The sequence below is a fragment of the Azospirillum sp. Sh1 genome, assembly GCF_008365135.1.
Lineage (GTDB): Bacteria > Pseudomonadota > Alphaproteobacteria > Azospirillales > Azospirillaceae > Azospirillum > Azospirillum oryzae.
The window spans coordinates 62,062-84,131 of sequence record NZ_VTTK01000023.1; the positions used below are offsets into that span (position 1 = coordinate 62,062).

Here is a 22,070-nt window from a genome sequence, read left to right on the forward strand (position 1 = left end):
GCCGGCTACTCCGCCGCCGCCCGGCCGGCGGAGCTGTCGTTGCCGGGTTCTGCAACCTCCTTGCGCCGCCATGGCCGCAGCAAGCGGCCGAGCCGGTTGCCGAGACGGTCCATGTAGAGATAGACGACCGGCGTGGTGTAGAGCGTCAGCACCTGACTGAGCAGCAGGCCGCCGACGATGGCGATGCCCATCGGTTTGCGCAGTTCCGATCCGGTGCCGTTCTCCAGCGCCAGCGGCAGGGCGCCCAGCAGGGCGGCCATGGTGGTCATCATGATCGGGCGGAAACGCAGGAGCGACGCCTCGTAGATCGAGCGTTCCGGCGCCATGCCCTGGTTGCGCTCCGCCTCCAGGGCGAAGTCGATCATCATGATGGCGTTCTTCTTGACGATGCCGATCAGCAGCACGATGCCGACCAGCGCGATCAGCGACAGGTCGTGGCCGGTCGCCATCAGCGCCAGCAGCGCGCCGATGCCGGCGGACGGCAGGGTCGACAGGATCGTGATGGGATGGATCGTGCTCTCGTACAGCACGCCCAGTACGATATAGACCGCGACCACCGCCGCCAGGATCAGCCAGGGTTGGGTGTCGAGCGACGAGCGGAATTCGGCCGCCGTGCCGGCGAAGCGGGCGGTCGCGGTGTCGGGCATGCCGATGCTGCCGCGCGCCTCCTGGATCGCCGCGACCGCCGCCCCCAGCGAGACGCCGTGCGCCACGTTGAAGGACAGGGTGACCGACGGGAACTGGCCCTGGTGGGTGATGACCAGCGGGGCGGTCTTGCGCTCCACCGACACCACGGCATTCAGCGGCACGACGGTGCCGCCGCTGGCCTTCACATAGATCTTGGACAGCGACGCCGGGTCCATCTGGAAGGACGGTTCGACCTCCAGGATCACGCGGTACTGGTTGGTCTGGGTGTAGATGGTGGAGACCTGACGCTGGCCGAAGGCGTCGTACAGCGTGTCGTCGATGGCCTGGGGCAGGACATGCAGGCGGCTGGCGGCGTCGCGGTCGATGGTCAGGTAGACCTGCAGGCCGTCGGGCTGCTGGTCGCTCGCCACGTCGGTCAGCTCGGGCCGGGCGCGCAGGGCGTCCAGCAGGCGTGGCGTCCAGTTCTCCAGTTCGCGCGGGTCGGCGTCCTGAAGGACGTACTGGTATTGGGTGCGGCTGACGCGGCTGTCGATCTGTACGTCCTGCACCGCCTGCATGAACAGCGACACGCCCTTCAGGTCGCCGGTGGCGGCGCGCAGCCGGGCGATGATCTCCTCCGCCGAGGAACTCCGCTGGTCGCGCGGCTTCAGCGCGATGGTCAGGTTGCCGGTGTTGGTGGTGGCGTTCACCGTGCCGGTGCCGACGAAGCTCGCCACACCGGCCACGTCGGGGTCGCGCCGCACGATGTCGGCGACCTCGCGCTGGCGCTCCGCCATCGCCTTGACCGAGATGGAGGGCGCGGCGTCGGTCACGCCGATGATGACGCCGGTGTCCTGCTGCGGCAGGAAGCCCTTCGGCACCACGTCGTAGAGGTAGAGGGTGGCGGCCAGCGTGGCGATGGTGACCAGCAAAGTCGCCGGCTGGTGGCGCAGCACGAAGCGGAGCGAGGCGGCGTAGCCGTTCAGCAGGGCGTCGAAGCCGCGTTCGGTCCAGCGGAACAGGGCATTTGGCTTGGTCTCCGCCTCCGGTTTCAGCAGGCGGGCGCACATCATCGGCGTCAGCGTCAACGAGATCACCGCCGACACCAGCACGGCGATGGACAGCGTGATGGCGAACTCGCGGAACAGCCGGCCGACCACGCCGCCCATGAACAGCAGCGGGATGAACACCGCGATCAGGGATAGGGTCAGCGAAACGACGGTGAAACCGATCTGGCGGGCGCCCTTCAAGGCCGCCTGCATCGGCTTCTCGCCCTTCTCGATGTGGCGGACGATGTTCTCGATCATCACGATGGCGTCGTCGACGACGAAGCCGGACGCGATGGTCAGCGCCATCAGCGACAGGTTGTCCAGGCTGAAGCCGCACAGCGCCATGATGCCGAAGGTGCCGATCAGCGACAGCGGCAATGCCGCCGCCGGGATCACCGTCGCCCACGCCTTGCGCAGGAACAGGAAGATCACCAGCACCACCAGCCCGGCGGTCAGCACCAGCGTCTTCTGCACGTCGACCACCGAGGCGCGGATGGTCTCCGTCCGATCGGTCAGCACCGCCATGTGGATCTGCGGCGGCAGGCTGGCCTGGAGCGACGGCAGCAGCTTGTGGATGCGGTCCACCGTGTCGATGATGTTGGCGCCGGGCTGGCGCAGCACGTTCAGCAGCACCGCCGGCTTGCCGTCATGCCACGCCGCGAGCCGGGTGTTCTCCACCGAATCGACCACGGTGCCGATGTCGGTCAGCCGCACCGGGCCGCCATTCTTGTAGGCGATGATGATCGGGCGGTAGGCGGCGGCATTCTCGATCTGGTCGTTGACGCCGATGGACCAGGACTGGCGCGGGCCGTCGAAGCTGCCCTTCGGCGCGTTGACGTTGGCCTGGGTGATGGTGGTCCGCACATCCTCCAGCGTCAGGCCGAGACCGGCGACGGCGGCGGGGTTGACCTGGACGCGCACGGCCGGGCGCAGTCCGCCCTCGATCCCGACATAGCCGACGCCGTCGACCTGGGACAGCTTCTGCGCCAGCAGCGTGTCGGCGGCGTCGCTGACGGTCTCCAGGCGGAGGCTGTCCGAACTCAGCGCCAGCACCATGACCGGCGTGTCGGCGGGATTGACCTTGTCATAGACCGGCGGGTTCGGCAGCCCCTTGGGCAGCGTGCCGGACGCGGCGCTGATCGCCGACTGCACGTCCTGCGAGGCGGCGTCGATGTCGCGGGTCAGGTCGAACTGCAGGGTGATGACCGACAACCCGAAGGAGCTGGTCGACACCATGGAGGAGATGCCGGCGATCTGCCCGAGTTGCCGTTCCAGGGGGGCGGTGACGGACGACGCCATCACCTCCGGCGCCGCGCCCGGCAGCTGGGTGGTGACGCGCACCGTCGGGAAATCGACCGTCGGCAGCGAAGAGATCGGCAGCGCGCTGTAGCCCAGCAGGCCCAGCAGCACCACCGCCAGCATCAGCAGCCCGGTGGCGACCGGCCGCAGGATGAAGGGGGCGGAGATGTTCATGAGGGCTGCCGTCCCTCACGCGGGGCGGCGGGGCCGGGAGTGGGAGAGGCGCCGTTGTTCTCGCGCTGCTGCTGGCGCTCGCGCCGCCGTTCCTCGCGCGCGGCCGGGTCGTGTGGCTGGTCCTGCGGCCGGTTGGCGGGGGCGGACTCCGGCGCGGGGGTGGCAGGGGCGGGGGCGGCGCCAACCGGTGCGGCCGAGGCGATGGGCTCGACGATGCGGATCTTGGAGCCGGGCTGCAAACGGTACTGGCCGTCCACCACCACCCGCTCGCCGGGGGTCAGGCCCTCGTCGATGATCGCCTTGGTTTCCTCCTGGCGGGCGACCTTGATCGGGCGCTGCTCCACCGTCAGGTCGTCCTTGATGACATAGGCGTAGGTGCCCTGCGGTCCGCGCTGCACCACGGTGGCCGGCACGGTGGTGGCGCCGCGGCGGACGGTGGACAGCAGGCGGACATTGACGAACTGGCCCGGCCACAGCTTTTGCGGGTCGTTGGGCATCTGCGCCTTCAGGCGGATGGTGCCGGTGCCGGTGTCGATCAGGTTGTCCACCACCGCCAGCGCGCCGGTGTCGAGCACGCGGCGGCCCTCGCGGTCCTGCGCCTCGACCGTCACCGGTCCTTGCGCCTGGGTGGCGAGCACGGCCTGCAGCTGCTTCTCCGGCAGGGTGAAGATGACGGCGATGGGCTGGATTTGCGTGATGGTGGCGATGCCGCTCTGGTCGCTGGCCCGCACCACGTTGCCCTGGTCGACGTTGCGCAGGCCGATGCGGCCGCTGATGGGGGCGGTGATGGTGGTGTAGTTCAGCTGGACCCGCACCGCCTCGATCGCCGCCTCGTCGGCCCGGATCTGCGCCTCGTACTGGGCGACCAGCGCGCGCTGGGTGTCCACCGTCTGGCGGGAGGCGAACTCCTTCAGGTTCATGTTGCGCTCGAGATCGCGCCGCGCGTTGGCGAGCTGCGCCTCGTCCTGCGCCTTCTTCGCCTCGGCCTGGGCGAGCTGGGCCTGGAGCGGGCGGGAATCGATGGTCGCAAGGAGGTCGCCGGTCTTGACCAGTTGCCCTTCCTGCAGGGAGACGCGCTGAAGCTCGCCATCGACGCGGGCGCGAATGGTGACGCTGTTGAAGGCCTGGACCGTGCCGATGCCGTCGAACCAGATCGGCACATCCTCCCGCGCCACGGTGCCGGCCTGCACCGCCACCACGTTGCTGCGCGCGCCGCCGGGGCCGCCGGGAGGTGCGCCGGGAGGGCCGGGCGGCGGGCCGCCGGCGCCGGTCGATTGCTTCGCCGCCTGAGGGGCCAGCTTCTGCTGAACCGCGTAACCGACGCCGCCGATCAGTCCGGCAAGAACAACACCGGTGACCACCGGCTTCCAACGAATCGTCATGACCTGTTCCGACGCTTGTCCCGACGCTCGACCGGACGGCGCTTTCGCCCGCCGCGGTCTTGCTGTCCGTTCCTGATACGCAGCGGCGGGAGGGATTCGTCGGGGGGCGGCGAAGATTTTTCGCGCAGGGACGCACGCCTCTCCGCGGTGGATCACGGCGATTGCAGCTTTTATGGGGTGGCGTCGCCCGCCGGATCATTGCGGTCGTTTACCAGGATCTCCGCCGCAAGGGCTTCCTCGTATCGGTCCAGATGCCTGGTGATCGCGGTCTTAAGGGAATCGAAGTCCGTAGGGCCGTCATCGACCAGAGCCGTCAGGCCCGGATCGGTGCGGGGCAGGCGCGACGGCAGCAAATGGGTGCGGAGTTTCTCATAGGAGAGATACGGGTTCTCCTGCTTCGCGGCGTCGAGGATTGCGTCGATGGTCTTGCCGCGTTCGAGGAACGACCACAGGTCGAACAGGTCGCGCGATGTCGTCCGACGCAGGATGAGCTGGGACTTAAGCAGGAAAATCCCGTCCGGCGGCATCACCTTGACGCAACGCAGGCGCGCCGGCTCCAGCGCGTAGGGCTGCTGCCGCTTCGGCGAATAATCGGCAAAGAAGGTCAGCTTGACGCCGGTCTCCGCTCTGCCAGTCCGGCAAAGCCAGTCCTGCTGGGTGTCGGCAAGGTCGTCGCCGTCATTCTCGGCATACATGCGCGCCATCTCGCTGGAGATGTCCGATATCCGCCAGCCCTGGGCACCGAGGCGGTCAAGAATGGTCCGGCAGCTGTCGCGCGGCAGTTTGTTTCCGGGGAAGGCGAAATCGAGATCCTCGCTGCGGCGGTGTCCCCACGAGAGCGCCAGAGCTGTGCCCCCGATCAGCGTGAACCGGCCGATTTCCGGAATGGCCGAAATCGCCTCAAGCAGCTGCTTGGTTTCGCCCGGCAGACAGTCGACGCGCAGCATCCCGGAACCCCTTCTCGATGTTGTCCAGGCGATGCCGCCATTCCGAAGCCAGGACGGACGGGACGTCCTTCTCCGCTTCGAGGTCGTTCAGGACACGGCGTACCCGGCCGACGCCGTAGGATTTGCAAAGCCGGGCAACGTCCCTGAACGTCGGCCGGGAAAGCGTCATGGCGATCAGGTGGTCGGGATCGAACCTGCCGCCGGGATTGCTCCAGGCCCGGTTGAAGGCGAGGCGCGGCTCCCGTTCCGGCAGGACGCGGTAGAGGCCACGCTGGATGGGTTCGAGCTTCTCCGCGGCGACGAGTTTCCTCAGCGCACGGCTTACCGTCGATGCGGACCCAAAACGCCCGACCAGCGTACCCGACGCGACGGTCACCACACCGCTGCGGCGCAGGTCGTGGAGGATGCGCATCGGCAAGGTTCCATTCATCGGCGCCGTCACGATTTGACATCCAGGAAAAATATCCAACTGAAATCAATATGATTGGTTGAACGTGGAGAGTCAATGAGCCGGCCGCTTGCGGGCGGCCGGTGCGCGCTGTCATGGCGCCGGTGGCGGCTCGGCGGTGATGGGACCGCCAGCAGGATGCGATCGTCGCAGCACATACGCGAATAGGCATTGAACTTGATAATCATTTGCATTATGAGGGCTCTCAACTGCGAATGATTCTTATTCGTGCTGGGGGCAAGCAAGTGAAGAAACGGGTTGAGGGCGGCCGGGTGTCGCGTGGGGCGGCATTCGGCGCCGTGGTGCTGAGCGGTCTGATGGTGCCGGCGGTGGCGGGGGCCCAAAGTATCGGTGGCCAGAGCGCAAGCGAGCAGGGCTCCGATGGTGCCGCACTGCAGATGCCGGCGGTGACGGTGACCGGGCAGGGGGAAACGGCGCTGTCGCCGGTGACCGGCTATGTCGCCAACCAGCAGGCGACCGGCACCAAGACCGACACGCCGCTGATCGAGACGCCGCAGTCGATCTCGGTCATTCCGGCCGACCAGATCCGCGACCAGAACGCCCAGACGCTGAATCAGGTGGTGCGCTACACCGCCGGCGTGACGGCGGAGACGCGTGGCGCGGTGGCGACCCGCTATGACCAGCTGAAGGTCCGCGGCTTCGACGCCGACACCTATCTGAACGGGCTGAAGCTGCAGTCGCTCTACTACGCGGCGTCGCAGATCGACCCCTATCTGCTGGAGCGGGCGGAGGTGCTGAAGGGCCCGACCTCCGTTCTGTATGGCCAGTCGCCGGCCGGCGGCCTGATCAATCAGGTTTCCAAGCGCCCGACCGCCACCGCGCTGAACGAGGTCGGGATCGAATACGGCACCGACAACCATTGGCGCGGCACCGCCGACTTCTCCGGCCCGATCGACAAGGACGGCAAGTTCCTCTACCGCCTGACCGCCGTCGGCCTGAGCGAGGACGGCCAGATCCGGATGACGGAGAACGAGCGCATCGCCGTCGCCCCCTCCTTCACCTGGAAGCCGGATGCCGAGACCAGCCTGACCCTGCTGGGCTTCTATCAGCACGATCCGAAGGGCAATTCCTATGGCGGCATCCCGCCGCAGGGCACGGTGCTGTCGAACCCGCTGGGCAGGATCCCGGTCGATTTCTATGACGGCGATCCGAATTTCGAGAAGTTCGACCGCCGTCAGGCCTCGGTCGGCTACGCCTTCGACAAGAAACTGAGCGACGTCTGGACCTTGCGGCTGAACGGGCGCTGGCTGAACGCCAAGGTCGCCTACGACAGCCTGTACGCCAACGGCCTGTCGGCGGACTACCGCACACTCTATCGCGGCATCGCCACCTCGCGGGAGGAGATGAACGCCTACGCCTTCGACAACCAGATCGAAGGGCGCTTCTCCACCGGTCCGGTCGGCCATACCGTGCTGGCCGGCGTCGATTACCAGCGGCTCGACGGTCATTACACCGCCGGCTTCGGACTGGCGCCGTCGATCGACGTGTTCAACCCGGTCTATGGCGTCGCCGTCACCCCGCCGGCGGTCAGCCGCACCGACATCGACGGGCGCCAGACCGGCATCTATCTGCAGGACCAGATGCGGCTCGGCGGCTTCATCCTGACGGTGGCCGGACGCCGCGACTGGGCGAAGACCACCTCGACCACCGCCTTCGGCAGCACCACCCAGTCCGATCAGGCCTGGACCGGCCGCGCCGGCCTGACCTATGTCTTCGAGAGCGGCATCGCGCCCTACATCAGCTATGCCGAATCCTTCACGCCCAGCAGCGGCGTCGATTTCGCCGGCACGCCCTTCAAGCCGGAGGAAGGCACCCAGTACGAGGTCGGCGTGAAGTACCAGCCGCCGGGCATGAACAGCCTGTTCACCGCGGCCCTGTTCGACCTGACCCGCAGCAACCTGACGACCAGCGATCCCGCCCACCCCGGTTTCTCCGTCCAGAGCGGCGAGGCGCGGGCGCGCGGCATCGAGCTGGAGGCCAAGGTCGGCGTGACCAAGGATCTGGAGCTGATCGGCACCTACACCTACCTCGATACCAAATACACCAAGGACAATGACGGGCTGGAGGGCAAGCGCCTGGCGGCGGTGCCGCGCCATCAGGCGTCGGCCTGGGCCATGTACCACATGCCGGAAGGCACCCCGCTGACCGGGCTCGGCGTCGGCGCCGGCGTGCGCTTCACCGGCAGCACCATGAACACGGCGAACACCTTCAAGGTGCCGTCCTTCACGCTGGTGGACGCCACCGTGTCCTACGACCTGGGCGCCCTGTCCTCCAAGCTCCAGGGGGCGGAGGTCACCGTCAACGGCAAGAACCTGTTCAACAAGGAGTATGTCGCCTCCTGCTATTACGGCGAGTGGTGCGCCTACGGCTATCAGCGGACGGTGACCGCCGGCCTGCGCTATCGCTGGTAAGCCGCCCGTGCCGTCCCTCCTTCCCCCCTTCTTCCGTCATTGCCGAAGGAAGCCGTCATGACGCCTGCGAGCCTGCGGGGCTGGCGCCTCGTCCACCGCTGGACCAGCCTGATCTGTTCGGCGAACCTGCTGATCCTCTGCGTGACCGGGCTGATCCTGGTGTTCCACCACGAGATCCAGCATCTGATGGGGGAGGAGCTGGACAGCAGCTACACGGAGGGGCAGGCCCGCCTGCCGCTCCAGTCGCTGGTCGATATCGCGCAGAAGGCCGATCCGGCGCTGCAGCCCAAGCTGCTGTCCTTCGATCCGGAGGACAAGGCGGTCAACTACATCTATCTGGGCCCGCCGGAGGAAAGCGGATTCGAGCTGGGGCGCTGGGTGGTGCTGAACGGCTTCACCGGCGCCAACCAGATGTTGAAGCAGCCGACGGAGACGCTGGTCGGCTTCCTCTTGAAGCTGCATGTCGACCTGTTCACCGGCTTCGCCGGGCAGATGTTCGTCGGGGTGATGGGGCTGTTGTTCGTGGTCAGCACGGTCAGCGGGCTGGTCGTCTACGGCCCCTTCATGAAGAAGCTGGCCTTCGGCATCCTGCGCTTCGGGCGGGGGACGCGCATCGGCAACATCGACCTGCACAACCTGTTCGGCGTGGCGACGCTGGTCTGGGCCTTCGTCGTCGGGCTGACCGGCGCCATCCTGTCCTTCTCGCCGCTGATCACCGGCTATTGGCAGAAGACCGAGCTGGCGGCGATGACCGCCCGCCATCCCGAGCCGATGACCGGAAGTCCTGTGTCGATCGACCGGGTGGCCGAAGCCGGGCTGGCCGCCTTTCCCGGCAAGGATCTGGCCTTCATCGCCTATCCCGGCAACGAATATGCCGGCAGCCGCCATTTCAGCGTGATGGTGCGCGGCCACACCGAACTGACCCAGCGTCTGCTCAGCGTCGCCCTGGTCGACGCCGAGACCGGCGTGGTGGCGGAGGCGGCCGGCACGCCCTGGTACATGACGGTGCTGATGCTGTCGGGGCCGTTCCATTTCGGCGATTACGGCGGGCTGCCGCTGCAGATCGTCTGGGCGCTGTTCACCATCGTCACCGGCGTGGTGACGGTGACCGGCTTCGTCGTCTGGCTGAAACGGCCGCGGGCGCGGGCGGCATCGGCTGCAACCGGCGCCAAGCTGGGGAGCAAGGCATGACCGGCGTCTGGCGCATTCCGGCCGCGCTGGCCGTGCTCTCCATCATCGGGCTTGCCGCCGCCATCCTGGGCGACGGCGTGTGGGACTGGCTGTGCTGGGCGACCCTGTCGGTGCCGCTGGCCGTCTGCGCGGCCAAGCTGTGGCGGCAATGGCCGTCCTGATTTGGGAGCGGGCTTAGCCAACGCCGTTGCGGCCCGGAGACAGGACACCGGCCGGGTCGCCCACCGCACGCAGCTCCGTCAGCAGGGCGGCGGCGGGTGATCGGCGCAGCGCCTCGGGCACCGGCAGGCCGTTCGCCAGCCGATAGGGCGCGAAGCCCCGTTCCAGCGCGGTTCCGATCAGATCCCGGTAGGCGGCGAGGGCGGCCTCGTCCGCACCCGGCATCATCCGGTCGAATCCCAGGGTGAAATAGGTCAGCAGGCAACGGAAGCCGTTGGACTCGATCCCGACATTCAGGTCGATGCCGGCCTGCTCCAGCCGGTCGCGCGCCCAGCTCAGGTAATCGGCCAGCGCTCCGAACTCGAAGGGGAAGGCGAGGCAGAGCCAGATCAGGCCGCAGCCGTCGCGGTCGGGGTCGGCCGCCGCGAGGTCGGGGTGCCGATCCTTGCGCCAATAGACCGTTCGCAGGTTGCGTCCGTCCGGCACGCCCAGCCAATCCTCGAATCCCTCGATCCAGGCGCCGTCCCGCCGGGCGATGTCCAGTTCCACCGCCTGGGACACCGCGGCGAAGCGGCGGGACAGGCGGCCGGCGCGGGCCTCCAGCACCTCCGGCGCCTCCGCGCGGATCAGGGCGGAGGCGTGCCACTCGTTCAGGGCCGCCGGGGCGAGCCGGTCGGTCGGGACGGCCGCGCGGACATCGTCGAGCGCCAGCCATTTGATGCCGTTCCACAGGGTCAGCGACCGGTCGGGCAGGGATTGCTCGCATTGGCAGTCGCGCCACAGCTCCAGGAAGGCGGGCAGGGCGTCGAGGCCGCCGATATCCACCGACAGGATGGCGAGGTCGCTGGGCATCGCCTCCAGCCGGATGACGGCGCTTGTCACCACGCCGAGGTTCGACTGGCTGAACAGCCCATCGATCAGCGGCCCGGCCGGCGCCGGGTCCAGCCCGGCCGTCCGCTCCGCCCCCAGCGGCCCGCAGCCGGTCCGCAGCCGCCGGCCGTCCGGCAAGGCGACGTCCAGCTCGCACAGCGAGGTCCAGCGCTCGCCCATGCTGCCGTCGCCGCGGTCGAGCGCGTTGGCGAGCGCGCTGGCCTCCGCCGGGCCGCCGATGACGGGGATGAAGAAGCGGTCGGTTCGCTCCGCCAGGAAGTCGGCCAGCGCCCGGAAGGTCACCCCGGCCTCGACCCGCACCAGCCCGCGCTCGCCGTCGAAGCCGGAGATGCGGTCGAGCCGCCGGAGATCGAGCACCACCGCCCCGTCCCGCGTCGGCGCCCGCGACCCCAGCCCCCAGTTGGCGCCGCGGCTGACCGGATGGACCGGCAGGCGGTGCCGGGTGGCGACGGCGAGGCAGGCGGCCGTCTGCTCGGCATCGCCCGGACTGACGACGGCCGAGACCCGGACATCCGGCGCGAAGGTGCGCCGGCCCCAGTCCTGGCGCTCCGCCTCCTCGGTTCGGACATGCTCCGGCCCGACGATGCGCCGCCACTCCTCCAGCGCGTCGGCGGGCGGTTCGCTGGTGGCAGGCGAAGCGGCAAGGAGGGCGGGCGGCGTGGGCATCCTGGGCATTTTGGGGCGGTCCCGATGCGGTCGTCGTGGCGGCGGTACGGTCCATGGTGGCAGACTGCATACCGGGGAAGGCATCCCGTTTTCATGGTATGGCGATTTGCCACTGCGCCCCGGTATGATGAATTCCGAATCGAAGATTCGATCCGACAGTCCGCATGGGGTCGTCACAGTGGATCAGGCACGATCGGCCGCCGATGCCGGCGGCGTCATCTCCGTGGTCCTGGTGGAGGACGACGCGCCGACCCGTGACTTCCTGGCCGCGTCGCTGGCCGCTGGCGAGGGGATCCGCCTGCAGGCTTCGGTCGGAACGCTGGCGGAGGCGCGCGCGGCGCTGGAGATCGGCCGTCCGGGCGTGCTGGTGACCGACCTGAAGCTTCCCGACGGCCATGGCAGCGACCTGATCCGCGAGGTGCGGCAACGCATGCCGGAGACCGAGATCATGGTGATCTCCGTCCTGGGCGACGAGCCGTCGGTGATGCAGGCCGTGCGGGCCGGTGCATCCGGCTACATCCTGAAGGACGCGCGGCCGATCGACCTGATCGCGGCGATCCACGACCTGACCAACGGCCGGTCGCCGATTTCCGCCTCCATCGCCCGCCACATCATCCGGCAGACCCAGACCGCTCCGCCGGCCCTGGCGGAGGAGGCGCCGCCCGCCCTGACCCCGCGCGAGATGGACATCCTGTGGGGCATCGCCAAGGGCTTCACCTACAACGACATCGCGGCCCGGCTGGGCATCAGCCGGCAGACGGTTCCCAGCCACATCAAGAACATCTACCGCAAGCTTGAGGTTAATTCCCGGAGCGAAGCGGTCTACACTGCGGTGGAGCGGAGAATCATCAAGCTGTCGGACTGACGCCTTGAGGCGAATTTGAGCCAGCATATCGCCGGTCTGCCGGCGTCCGGTCCGTCCCTGCCGGAGCGCCTGCGGGCATGGCTGAGAGGCCGCGGCCCGCTGCTGCTCCTGTATTACGGGTTGGCCGCGATCTTCGGGCTCGGGCTGGTGACGGCGACCCCGGAGATGCCGGAGGGCGGATTGGCCGTCGCCGAGGCGACCTTCGCCCCGGTGGCCATGGATCTGGCCATGGAACGTCCGCCGCCCGAGACGATGCCGCCGGGGGCCGCCGCCGTCCCGCTGCCTTACCGCTGCAAGGCCGTTCCCGATCCGGTCGGCTGTTCCGGCCTGTTCCGCCTGACTTTCCATTATGATCCCGGCGACGATCCGGGCGACGTGGACCTCTGGTCGATCTACGTGCCGATCCTGTCCGGGCGCGCGACGCTGTGGCTGAACGGGGCGCTGCTGATCGACAGCATGACCATCCAGTCCGACGTGGTCGTCAACCAGTCGCTGCCGCTGATCCAGCCGATCCCCCGGCCGCTGTTGAAGGATGGCGACAATCGGATCGACATCCGCATCGTGGCCTGGAGCCAGTCCGGCGGCTTTCTCGACACGGTGGTGGTCGGTCCCGACCGCCTGCTTCGTCCCGCCTACAGCCAGCGCGAATGGATGATGGTCACGCTGCCGCGCCTGCTGGTTGCGTGGCAGGCGGCCCTGTGCCTGTCCCTGCTGATCGTGTGGGCCGGCCATCGCGACGAGCCGATCCATCTGGTGATGAGCCTGATCCTGGGGTTGGGCGTGCTGCAGGGCCTGCCGATGTTGGGCACCGAGCCGAACGGCCTGGAGCGGCTGTATCGCGTCCTCAATTTCGCCGGCCAGTGGCAGGGGGCGCTGCTGCCCTTCGTGATGTCCCGTCTGGTCGGGCGCGAACTGACGGTTCCGCTGCGCTGGCTGCTGGTGATTCCGGCGGTGGTCGCCGGCGCGTTCCTGCTCGCGGCATTCGATCCGCCGACGCTGCAGCCGTGGTTCGCGTGGCTGTGGCTCGTCCTCGTGATCCCCTGGGCGGTGGCGATGCTGGGCTGGTCGGGCTGGATCGTGCTGTCGGCGGCGATCCGGCGGAACCATGCCGCCGCCCAGCTCGTGCTTGGCGGCCTGATCGTCATCGCGCTGATGGCCGGCCATGACATCCTGTCGGTGACCGGCGTTCTGGACCTGCGCGTGCCGTCGATGACCCGCTACATGGCGCCGCTGCTGATGACGGTGATCAGCGCGACGCTGATGTGGCGGTTCGCCCAGGCGCTGGGCGAGGTCAGCCGCTTCAACGACATCCTGCGGCGCGAGGTGGCGACGGCGGAGACCGAGCTGCGGGCCAGTTTCGCCCGCGAACAGGCGCAGACCCGCGCCGTCGCGCTGGAAAGCGAACGGCTGCGCCTGACCCGCGATCTGCATGACGGGCTGGCCGGGCAATTGGTGTCGATCGTCGCCCAATGCGAGCTGCCGCAGCATGATTACCGCCGCATCGGCGCCGCAGCCCGGCAGGCGCTGGACGATCTGCGGCTGGTCGTGGCGTCGCTGGACGATGTCGGCAACGACCTGGGCATGATGCTGGCGCAGTTCCACGAGCGCATCGGTCCCCAGCTCCAGGCGCAGGGGATGGAACTCGACTGGCAGATGGCGCCGTTGCCCGACATCGAGGGGCTCAGGTCGGAACATGCCCTGACCCTGTTCCGCATCCTGCAGGAGGCCGTGACCAACGCGGTGCGCCATTCCGGCTGCCGCCGGGTCGGCATCGCCATGGCGCCGGCTCCGGACGGCAACGGACGCTTCGCGGTCCGCATCGTCGTCAAAGACGAAGGGCGCGGCATTCCGGACGGAATCGCCGCAGGGCCCGGCAAGGGCCTGAACAACATGCGCCAGCGCGCGGCGTCGCTGGGTGCCGACCTGACCCTGGCCACCGGTCCTGATGGAACCCGGGTCGTCATCGATTTGCCATTCCGCCTGCCGGACTTTTAAAGCATCCGATAGAGCAGGCATCGATTCGGCGCCACCAGAACTTGCAAAAATCCCGGTTTCTCCAGATCTCCCATAAACATGGGATTACCTCGAACGGTTGGCACCCATACAAAGGATTTGGCGCAAACTTTGCGCGGATCCCGGCGGTGGCCAATGCTGGGGCGAATCACTTCCGATCATCCAATAACCAGGGATTGCAGGCATGAGCAAGACGCAGGCGGCGATGGTCGAAATTTCCGATGACGAGCTTCTGGTGGTGGTGGGCGGAACCGGATCGACCAACGCCCAATCCGGTCATGCGCAGGAGGATGAGAACGGGGTCAGCGTCAGCGTCGGGGTCGAGGTCGCCAGCGCGTCGGGCAGCGTCGGCGTTTCCACCTCCTCCAGCCACGACATCGGCGGCGCCACCGTAACCACCGAGGTCGGGGCCGGCGCCAGCGGGTCGGCCGGCGTCACCGTCGGGTCGGGCGGCGTCACCGCGACGGCGGACGGCTTTGCCGGCAGCCACGGCAGCGTGACGGTGACCAACGGGCCGGTCACCCAGACCATCAGCTATGAGGCCGGCGTCAGCGGCAGCGCCAGCGTCTCGGTGTCCTACACCGGCGTGGAAGGCTCGGCATCCGGCTCGGTCGGCGTTTCGGTGACCACCGAAACCACGGTCGGCGGCAATGTCGGCCACGGCGTCACGGTGGAGGGCACGGTCACCCAGACCATTGCGGTCGGCGCCGGCGCCGAGGTCAGCGGCTCCATCGGGGCGAGCGGCGTCCATGGCGACGTCAGCACCTATGCCGGCAATTACGTGGAGGTGACGGCATCGGTCACCGCCGGCAACAACGACGTCAGCAGCACCACCACGGTCGGCGTCATCGATTCCGGATCGGTCGGTGCCGGCACCGAGGTCACGGCGGGCTATGCCGACGGCCACGTCACCCTTGGGCTCGGCGCCACCGCGGCGATCGGCATCGGCGGCGTCACGGTGGGCCAGGAGGTCACCGTCAACACCGCCCCGCTCGAACATGCCGGCGCCCAGGCGGTGACCGCGGCCACGCCGGCCGTCACCGACGCCGCCCACACGGTCGCCAACACCGCGCAGTCGGTCGCGACCACCGCGGCCCCGGCGGTGACCGACGCGGCGCACACGGTGTCCAACACGGCGCAGAACACCGCCAGCACGGTCAGCAACACCGCGCAGACGGCCGTTCACGACGTGTCCAGCACGGCGCAGAGCACCGTCAACAGCGTGTCGAACACGGCGAAGAGCGTCACCAACTCCATCAAGAAGAAGATGAAGAAGTGGTGATGCCGGGCGGATCGGCGGTGGTCATGGCGGCGGACGGCATCGCGGCATGAGCGACAGCGCGACGGCGGAACGGCAGGCGGAACGGCCGGCAGCGGCGACTTCGCCGGCCGGGGGCGGCGGTCCGGCCGCTTCCGGCGGCAATACCGGCAAGGATGGCGGCAAGGCGAGCTTCCGCGCCGAGGCCGCGGAGGCCGCCACCTCCGTGTCGCAGGTGGACGATGCGCTGGAGGTGGTGCGGCCGCCGGTGCTGGCCTTCTGCGTCACGCTGGCTCTGCTGGTGGTCGGCGTCGTGGTCTGGGCGTCCTTCACCGACGTGCCGATCAAGATCACCGGGCAGGGCATTCTGGTCAGTCCGGGCGGCGTCATCGACGTGGTGTCGGAATCCAGCGGCCGGATCAACGACATCCGCTTCAAGCCGGGCGACGTGATCCACCCCGGCGACGTCGTCGCGCTTGTCGACCAGAGCGAGCAGAAGCTGCGGCTGGCGGAGGCCGAGGGCGAATTGCAGGACGCAATCGCCGCCCGCGACGACATGCAACGCTTCCAGGAGCGCGACCTGCATGCCGACGAGGTCTGGCGGCAGGCGCGCGAGCAGGCGGTCAACGGCAACATCGCGTCGCTGCAGGAACGCCAGCGCATGATGAGCGAGCGCGAGGAGCTGGTCCGCCAGCTCGCCGAACGCGGACTGATCACCCGCGACCGCGCCATCTCCGCCAAGATCGAGCTGTTCACCATCCGCTCCGACCTGGAGGCCCAGCGCAACGAGCTGCAGACCATGACGCTCGACGCCGCCCGCCGCCAGACCCAGCGCGAGAAGGACATGCTGGCGGCCGAGCAGCGGGTGGCGACCGCCGCGCGCGCGGTGGAATCCGCCCGCGACCGGCTGAAGCGCTATGCCGCGGTGCTGTCGCCCTATGGCGGCCGCGTGGTGGAGGCGAAGGCGAACATCGGGCAGGTGGTGTCGAGCGGGGCGCCGATCGTCAGCATCGAGCGCGACGGCGCGCTGGCCGGCCAGGGGGGCAATCCGGGCGGCGATCTGGTGGCCCTGGTCTATGTCGGGGCGCAGGACGGCAAGAAGCTGCGCCATGGCATGGAGGCCGACGTATCGCCGGCATCCGTCCGCAAGGAGGAGCATGGGCACCTGATCGGACGGGTCGACCGCGTGGCCGACACCCCCGCCAGCAGCGTCGGCATGCTGCGCACCCTGCAGAACGACGCGCTGGTCGGTGAATTCCAGAAGACGCTGCGCACCCCCTTCGAGATCATGATCCGGCTGGAGCGCGACCCGGCCGGCGCGCTGCGCTGGTCCACCGGCAATCCTCCGAAATTCTCGATGGATGGCGGCACGCTGGTGTCGGTGGAGATCACCGTGCAGAAGGTCCGGCTGATCGCGCTGGCCCTGCCCATCCTGCAACAATGGCTTCGGCTGGATCTGACCGACGTGGCGACGGAGCCGGGTGCGGGCAAGGCTCCCAAGGCCGCGCCGGCGGCGTCCGGGGCCTGAGATGCGCACCCCGTCGATCCTGCAGATCGAGGCGGCGGAATGCGGCGCCGCGGCGCTCGGCATCGTCGCCGCCCATTACGGCCGCTGGCTGACGCTGGAGGATCTTCGCGAGCGCTGCGGCATCTCGCGCGACGGCAGCCGCGCCGCCAATCTGGTCCAGGCCGCGCGCGAACTGGGGCTGCAGGCCCGCGGCGTCCGCACCGAGCCGGAGGGGCTGGCCGGACAGGCCGGGCCGATGATCCTGCATTGGGGAATGGACCATTTCCTGGTGCTGGAGGGGCGGCGCGGGCGCTGGTGGTATCTGAACGACCCGGCGCGCGGCCGGCGCCGCGTCGACGATGCCGAATTCCGCCGCCAGTTCACCGGCATCGCCCTGCTGATGGCGCCGGGGCCGGAGTTCCGCAAGGGCGGTTCCGCCCCCAGCGCGCTGCGCGGGCTCGCCCGGCGGCTGCGCAAATCCTGGGGGGCGGTGTGGTTCGCCGCCGCGATCAGCCTCCTGCTGGCGATCCCCGGCATGCTGTTCCCCGCCTTCCGCCAGATCTTCATGGACAGCGTGCTGGTCGGCGGGCTGGCCGACTGGATGACCCCGCTGATCGGCGCGATGATGCTGGTCGGCGCGGTCACGCTGACCTTCACATGGCTGCAGAAGAGCGTGCTGCACCGGCTGGAGACCCGGCTGGCCCTGCTGGGCGGCATCGGTTTCATGGAGCGGGTGCTGCGGCTGCCGATGGGGTTCTTCGGCCAGCGCGGGCCGGCGGCGGTCGCCGACCGCATCATGCAGAGCGACCGGCTGGCCGAACTGCTGGCCGGCGAGATCGGCGGCTGCCTGTTCGCGATCCTGACCGCGCTGACCTATCTGGCGGCGATGGCCTTCTACCAGCCGGCGCTGGCGCTGGTCGCCGTGGCCGCCGCCGCCAGCCTCGCGCTGGCGCTGGCCCTGCTGTCGCGCCAGCTGGAGGAGGGGCAGCAGCGCCTGCTGAACGAATCGGCGCAGGAGGGCGCCGACGCCAAGCAGGGGCTGCGCATGATCGAGACCTATCGCGCGGCGGGGGCGGAGCGGCTGCTGTTCGAGCGGCTTGTCGCCCGCCATGCCCGCGTGCTGAACATCCGCCAGTCGCTGATGCTGCGCCGCGCCGTGCTGCGGCTGTTGCCGGCCTTCGTCGGCGGGGTGGCGTCGGCCGCCGTGGTCACCGTCGGCGGCGGCATCGTCGCGGAAGGCGGCATGACCATCGGCGCCATGATGGGATTCATGGTGCTGATGTCGGCCTTCCTGGCGCCGGTGTCGCGCCTCGTCCAGCTCGGCGCCCGCATCCAGGAGGCGCGCTCCTATCTGCGCCTGCTCGACGACACCATGCAGCATCCCATCGCCGAGGAATTCCGGCAGCCGCAGCCGCAGCAGGCCCCCGCCGTACTGCGCCGGCTGACCGGGCGGATCGAGCTGCGCGACGTGACCTTCGGCCATTCCCGCCGGGCGCCGCCGCTGATCCGCGGCCTGTCGCTGACCATCGAGCCGGGCGAGCGGGTCGGGGTGGTCGGCGGCTCCGGCTCCGGCAAATCGACGCTGGCTCTGCTGACCGCCGGGCTTTACGAACCCTGGTCGGGCGAGGTGCTGCTCGACGGCAAGCCGCTGCGCGAGATCCCGCGCCGGGTGCTGCGCCAGAGCGTGCAGGTCGTCGACCAGAACGTGACGCTGTTCGAAGGCAGCGTGCGCGACAACATCGCCCTTTGGGACCCGACGGTGTCGGACGAGCGGCTGTTCGCCGCCGCCCGCGACGCGGTGATCCACGACATCATCATCGACCGCCGCGACGGCTATGCCTCCCCGGTCAGCGAAGGCGGGGCCAACCTGTCGGGCGGCCAGCGCGCCCGCATCGAGATGGCGCGCGCCCTGGTGCAGAACCCGCGCATCCTGGTGATGGACGAGGCGACCGCCGCGCTGGACGACCACACCCAGGCACAGCTGCTGTCCAACCTGCGCCGCCGGGGATCCACCATGCTGGTGATCGCCCACCGGCTGACGGCGATCCGCGACTGCGACCGGGTGCTGGTGATGCAGAGCGGCGAGATCGTCGAGTCCGGCCCGCCGGCCGAGCTGGCGCGCCGCGCGGGTGCCTTTTCCTCGCTGATGCTAAGCATGGCCTGACCGGATGAGCCGCAGATGACGACAGCAGCCGAAGCCGCCCTGCCGGAACCCGACATCCAGGAGATGTCCGGCGCTCCCGTCATCGCCTTCCAGCAGCCGGCGGTGGCGCTGGAGCCGGCAGGATCGGTCTGGTTTCTGGAGGAGGGCGAGGCCGACATCTTCGCCGTCGCCGCCATGGGCGCCAACGCCGGCTCCCGCCTGTTCCTCGGCCGCCTTCCGGCGGGCAGCCTGCTGGTCGGCATCGACGCCTTCATGCAGGAACTGATCGCCGTCCCGGCGGCCGGGTCGCGGCTGGAGGCCGTCGCCGAGCCGCTGGAGGAGATCGAGCCGGATGCTCTGCTGGCGGGGATGGAGGCGTGGTCGTCCACCCTGATCTCCGGCATCGCCGCCATCCTCTGGCATCCCGAGCGCATCGACCGGCAGGCCCGCAGCGGCATGGCGGTGGAGCTGGCGGACGGGCAGCTGGCGATGGTGCAGGAGGCCGGATTGTGGTGCGCGGTGCCCGCCCCCGGCGCAATGCTGCTGGAGCAGGAGATCATCCAGGGCATCATGCCGCTGCCGCCGCGCGCGTGGCTGAAGGCGGCGGGGCCGATGCGCATCGTCTTCGGCCGCCGCCCGCTGCCGCGCGACCTGCCCGCCGCGCTGGCCGGCATCCATGCGCTGACCGCGGCCTGCGGCGAAATGCTGATGGGCGCCCGCGGTCTGGCCGAAGCCGACGAGGCCGGGCGGCTGTCGCTGCGCGGCGCGCGCGAGGCGGAGGAGGGCGAGCGTTTCATCCATCTGGCCGGGCGGCTGCTCGACCATGCCCGAAAAGCGCCGGCGCCGGCGGACGGCGGCCACCACGATCCGCTGTTCGCGGCGATGAGCGCGGTCGCCGCCCGCACCAACCCCCGTTTGCGGCTGCGCCGGCCGACTCTGCTGCGCGAGCGCGACCTCGACGTGCAGCCGACGATGGAGGAGATCGCCCGCGCCTCCGGCCAGCACATGCGGCCGGTGACGCTGACGGAGGGCTGGTGGCGCCGGCCGCTCGGCCCGCTGGTCGGCGCGACGCTGGACGGCCGGCCGGTGGCGCTGCTGCCGAAGGGGCGCGGCTATGAACTGCTGGCCGGCGAGGGCGCCAGGCCGGTCCGCATCACCGCGCCGGTCGCCGCCGGACTGTCGCCGTCGGCCTGGACCATGGTGGAGCCGCTGCCGGACCGGCCGCAGACCGTCGGGTCGCTGATGCGGTTCGTCCGCACCCCGCCGGCCTTCTGGCTGCTGACGCTTGCGGTGGCGGCGCTGGGCGCGCTGCTCGGCCTCGCCAGTCCGTTCGGGATGAAGTTCGCCTTCTCGTCGCTGGTGCCGGCGCGCGACCATGGCGGCCTGCTGGAGCTTGGCATCCTGCTGGGCTGCGTCGCCGCCGTCACGCTGGTGATCCAGCTCGTCGGCGAGGTGACGCGGCAAAGCATGCAGACGATGCGCGAGGCCGGGCTGCATGCCGGCCTGTGGGACCGGGTGCTGCGGCTGCCGATGCCGGTGCTGCGCCAGCATTCGGCCGGCGACATGGCGGCGCGGGTGGGGATGGCGATGGCCCTGCCGCTGGCCGCCCAGGGCTTCACGGTCGCCGGCATCGGCACCGGCGCGGTGCTGGTGGCCAGCATCTTCGCGATGGCGTCCTTCCATGGCGCCGGCGCGGTGGTGGCGGTGCTGGCGCTGGCGGTGCAGCTGGGGCTGGCGGTTCTATCGGCGGTGCTGCGGGCGCGGGTCTACAAGGTGGGCGAGGCGCTGAGCGGGCAGGCCGATTCCCTGGCGATGCAGTTCCTGACCGGCATCGCCAAGCTGCGTCTGGCCGCCGCCGAGCATTGGGCGCTGACCCATTGGTCGGAGCGCTTCATCGGCATGCGCGAGAAGCGCATGGAGGTGCAGGAGATCGAGGGCCGGATGGCGGCGGTCAACTCAGCCCTGCCGGTGCTGGCGATGGCGGCGCTGTTCCTGGTCTTCCATTCCGCCGGGACCGACAGCGCCAGCATCGTCGCGATGATGACCGCCTATATGATCGCCAACGGCGCGGCGGCGGCGCTGGGCGACGGGTTCGGCGCCTTCTACCAGATCTACGCCGCCCGCGCCTTCGCCGATCCGGTTCTGCAATGCGCGCCGGAGCCGGCGCTGGGACGGATCGACCCCGGCCGGCTGTCCGGCCAGATCGCGGTCAGCGGCCTGTACTTCAATTACGCCCAGGCGGAAACTCCGGTGTTCGCCAACCTCAACCTGTCCATCGCCGCCGGCGAGTATGTGGCGATCCTCGGCCGCTCGGGCTGCGGCAAGTCCACGCTCGTCCGGATTCTGCTGGGGCTGGAGCGGCCACGGGTGGGCAGCGTCACCTATGACGGCAACGATCTGTCCTCGCTCGATCTTGGACTGTTGCGGCGGCGGGTCGGCACCGTGCTGCAGGGGGCGCAGCTGCCGCCCGGCGCGCTGATCGACGTGGTGCGCGGCCTGAGCGACGCGACCGAGGCGGAAATCTGGGACGCGCTGGCGGCGTCGGCCATCGCCGACGAAATCCGGGCGATGCCGCTGGGCGTGCGCACGCCCATCGCCGATGCGTCGCGCACGCTGTCGGGCGGGCAGGTGCAGCGGCTGCTGCTGGCCCGCGCGCTGGTGACCAAGCCCGACGTGCTGATCCTGGACGAGGCGACCAGCGCGCTGGACAACGCCACCCAGGCGGCGACCATCCGCACCCTGTCGTCGCTCGACTGCACGCGGATCGTCATCGCCCACCGGCTGGAGACCATCCGCGGCGCCGACCGCATCCTGATTCTGGACGGCGGCCGCGTCGCCCATGCCGGCCGTTTCGCCGACCTGCAGGCCCGCGGACTGCTGGGCGCGTAGCGCGTTCGGGCCGCCGGCACTCCAATCTTCCTCGACGCCGACTCTTCTCCATCGGCGGCTGCCGGGCGCAGCCGCCGATGCCGTGCGCGTGGCCGATGACAAATCCGTTTGTTTAGGAACGGATCTTTCG

General features: G+C 69.5%; 14 protein-coding genes. 9 read left to right on the plus strand and 5 right to left on the minus strand.

All coding sequences use genetic code 11. The features are described from left to right. Window positions 1–5 precede the first annotated feature (5 nt). The 4 genes from FZ029_RS21480 to FZ029_RS21495 form a co-directional block, all read right to left on the minus strand. Complete coding sequence (locus FZ029_RS21480; RefSeq protein ID WP_149271832.1) at window positions 6–3,149, minus strand: multidrug efflux RND transporter permease subunit; 3,144 nt, start codon at window positions 3,147–3,149, stop codon at window positions 6–8. Then, window positions 3,146–4,531 carry an efflux RND transporter periplasmic adaptor subunit gene (locus tag FZ029_RS21485; protein ID WP_149271833.1) on the minus strand — a complete coding sequence of 462 codons (1,386 nt, stop codon included), beginning with the start codon at window positions 4,529–4,531 and terminating at the stop codon, window positions 3,146–3,148. The genes FZ029_RS21480 and FZ029_RS21485 overlap by 4 nt, the downstream gene beginning before the upstream one ends. A gap of 170 nt (window positions 4,532–4,701) precedes the next feature. Further along, window positions 4,702–5,478, minus strand: coding sequence for a nucleotidyl transferase AbiEii/AbiGii toxin family protein (locus tag FZ029_RS21490; RefSeq protein ID WP_149271834.1), 777 nt, complete (start codon window positions 5,476–5,478; stop codon window positions 4,702–4,704). Beyond that, window positions 5,432–5,920, minus strand: coding sequence for a hypothetical protein (locus FZ029_RS21495; RefSeq protein ID WP_149271835.1), 489 nt, complete (start codon window positions 5,918–5,920; stop codon window positions 5,432–5,434). Before FZ029_RS21495 ends, FZ029_RS21490 begins: the two co-directional genes overlap by 47 nt. Before the next feature lie 251 nt (window positions 5,921–6,171). Between FZ029_RS21495 and FZ029_RS21500 the strand changes: the two genes are divergently transcribed. Genes FZ029_RS21500 through FZ029_RS33105 form a run of 3 tightly spaced genes read left to right on the plus strand, consistent with a single transcriptional unit; the run spans window position 6,172 to window position 9,710 of the window. Then, window positions 6,172–8,358 carry a TonB-dependent siderophore receptor gene (locus tag FZ029_RS21500; protein WP_247892430.1) on the plus strand — a complete coding sequence of 729 codons (2,187 nt, stop codon included), beginning with the start codon at window positions 6,172–6,174 and terminating at the stop codon, window positions 8,356–8,358. Window positions 8,359–8,415: 57 nt separating this feature from the next. After that, on the plus strand, window positions 8,416–9,549 hold the full coding sequence (locus FZ029_RS21505; protein WP_149271837.1) for a PepSY-associated TM helix domain-containing protein: 1,134 nt from the start codon (window positions 8,416–8,418) through the stop codon (window positions 9,547–9,549). Beyond that, window positions 9,546–9,710: a hypothetical protein gene (locus FZ029_RS33105; RefSeq protein WP_188052013.1), complete on the plus strand. Its 165-nt coding sequence runs from the start codon at window positions 9,546–9,548 to the stop codon at window positions 9,708–9,710. The genes FZ029_RS21505 and FZ029_RS33105 overlap by 4 nt, the downstream gene beginning before the upstream one ends. Before the next feature lie 13 nt (window positions 9,711–9,723). Here the strand turns inward: FZ029_RS33105 and FZ029_RS21510 are convergent, their stop codons facing one another. After that, a complete protein-coding gene (locus FZ029_RS21510; RefSeq protein WP_188052014.1) occupies window positions 9,724–11,274 on the minus strand; it encodes an FAD-binding oxidoreductase in 1,551 nt (516 codons plus the stop codon). Window positions 11,275–11,443: 169 nt separating this feature from the next. Between FZ029_RS21510 and FZ029_RS21515 the strand changes: the two genes are divergently transcribed. The 6 genes from FZ029_RS21515 to FZ029_RS21540 all read left to right on the plus strand — a co-directional run bounded on the left by FZ029_RS21515 (window position 11,444) and on the right by FZ029_RS21540 (window position 21,940). Continuing rightward, entirely contained in the window at window positions 11,444–12,130 is a 687-nt protein-coding gene (locus FZ029_RS21515; protein WP_247892431.1) for a response regulator transcription factor, read from the plus strand. A gap of 15 nt (window positions 12,131–12,145) precedes the next feature. Continuing rightward, window positions 12,146–14,125, plus strand: coding sequence for an ATP-binding protein (locus FZ029_RS21520; protein ID WP_149271839.1), 1,980 nt, complete (start codon window positions 12,146–12,148; stop codon window positions 14,123–14,125). Between the two features lie 202 nt (window positions 14,126–14,327). Continuing rightward, window positions 14,328–15,425, plus strand: coding sequence for a hypothetical protein (locus FZ029_RS21525; RefSeq protein WP_149271840.1), 1,098 nt, complete (start codon window positions 14,328–14,330; stop codon window positions 15,423–15,425). Between the two features lie 46 nt (window positions 15,426–15,471). Beyond that, window positions 15,472–16,929: an NHLP bacteriocin system secretion protein gene (locus FZ029_RS21530; RefSeq protein ID WP_149271841.1), complete on the plus strand. Its 1,458-nt coding sequence runs from the start codon at window positions 15,472–15,474 to the stop codon at window positions 16,927–16,929. Window position 16,930: 1 nt separating this feature from the next. After that, window positions 16,931–19,072: an NHLP family bacteriocin export ABC transporter peptidase/permease/ATPase subunit gene (locus FZ029_RS21535; protein ID WP_149271842.1), complete on the plus strand. Its 2,142-nt coding sequence runs from the start codon at window positions 16,931–16,933 to the stop codon at window positions 19,070–19,072. A 15-nt stretch (window positions 19,073–19,087) separates the two neighbouring features. Beyond that, window positions 19,088–21,940: an ATP-binding cassette domain-containing protein gene (locus FZ029_RS21540; protein ID WP_149271843.1), complete on the plus strand. Its 2,853-nt coding sequence runs from the start codon at window positions 19,088–19,090 to the stop codon at window positions 21,938–21,940. Window positions 21,941–22,070: the final 130 nt, after the last annotated feature.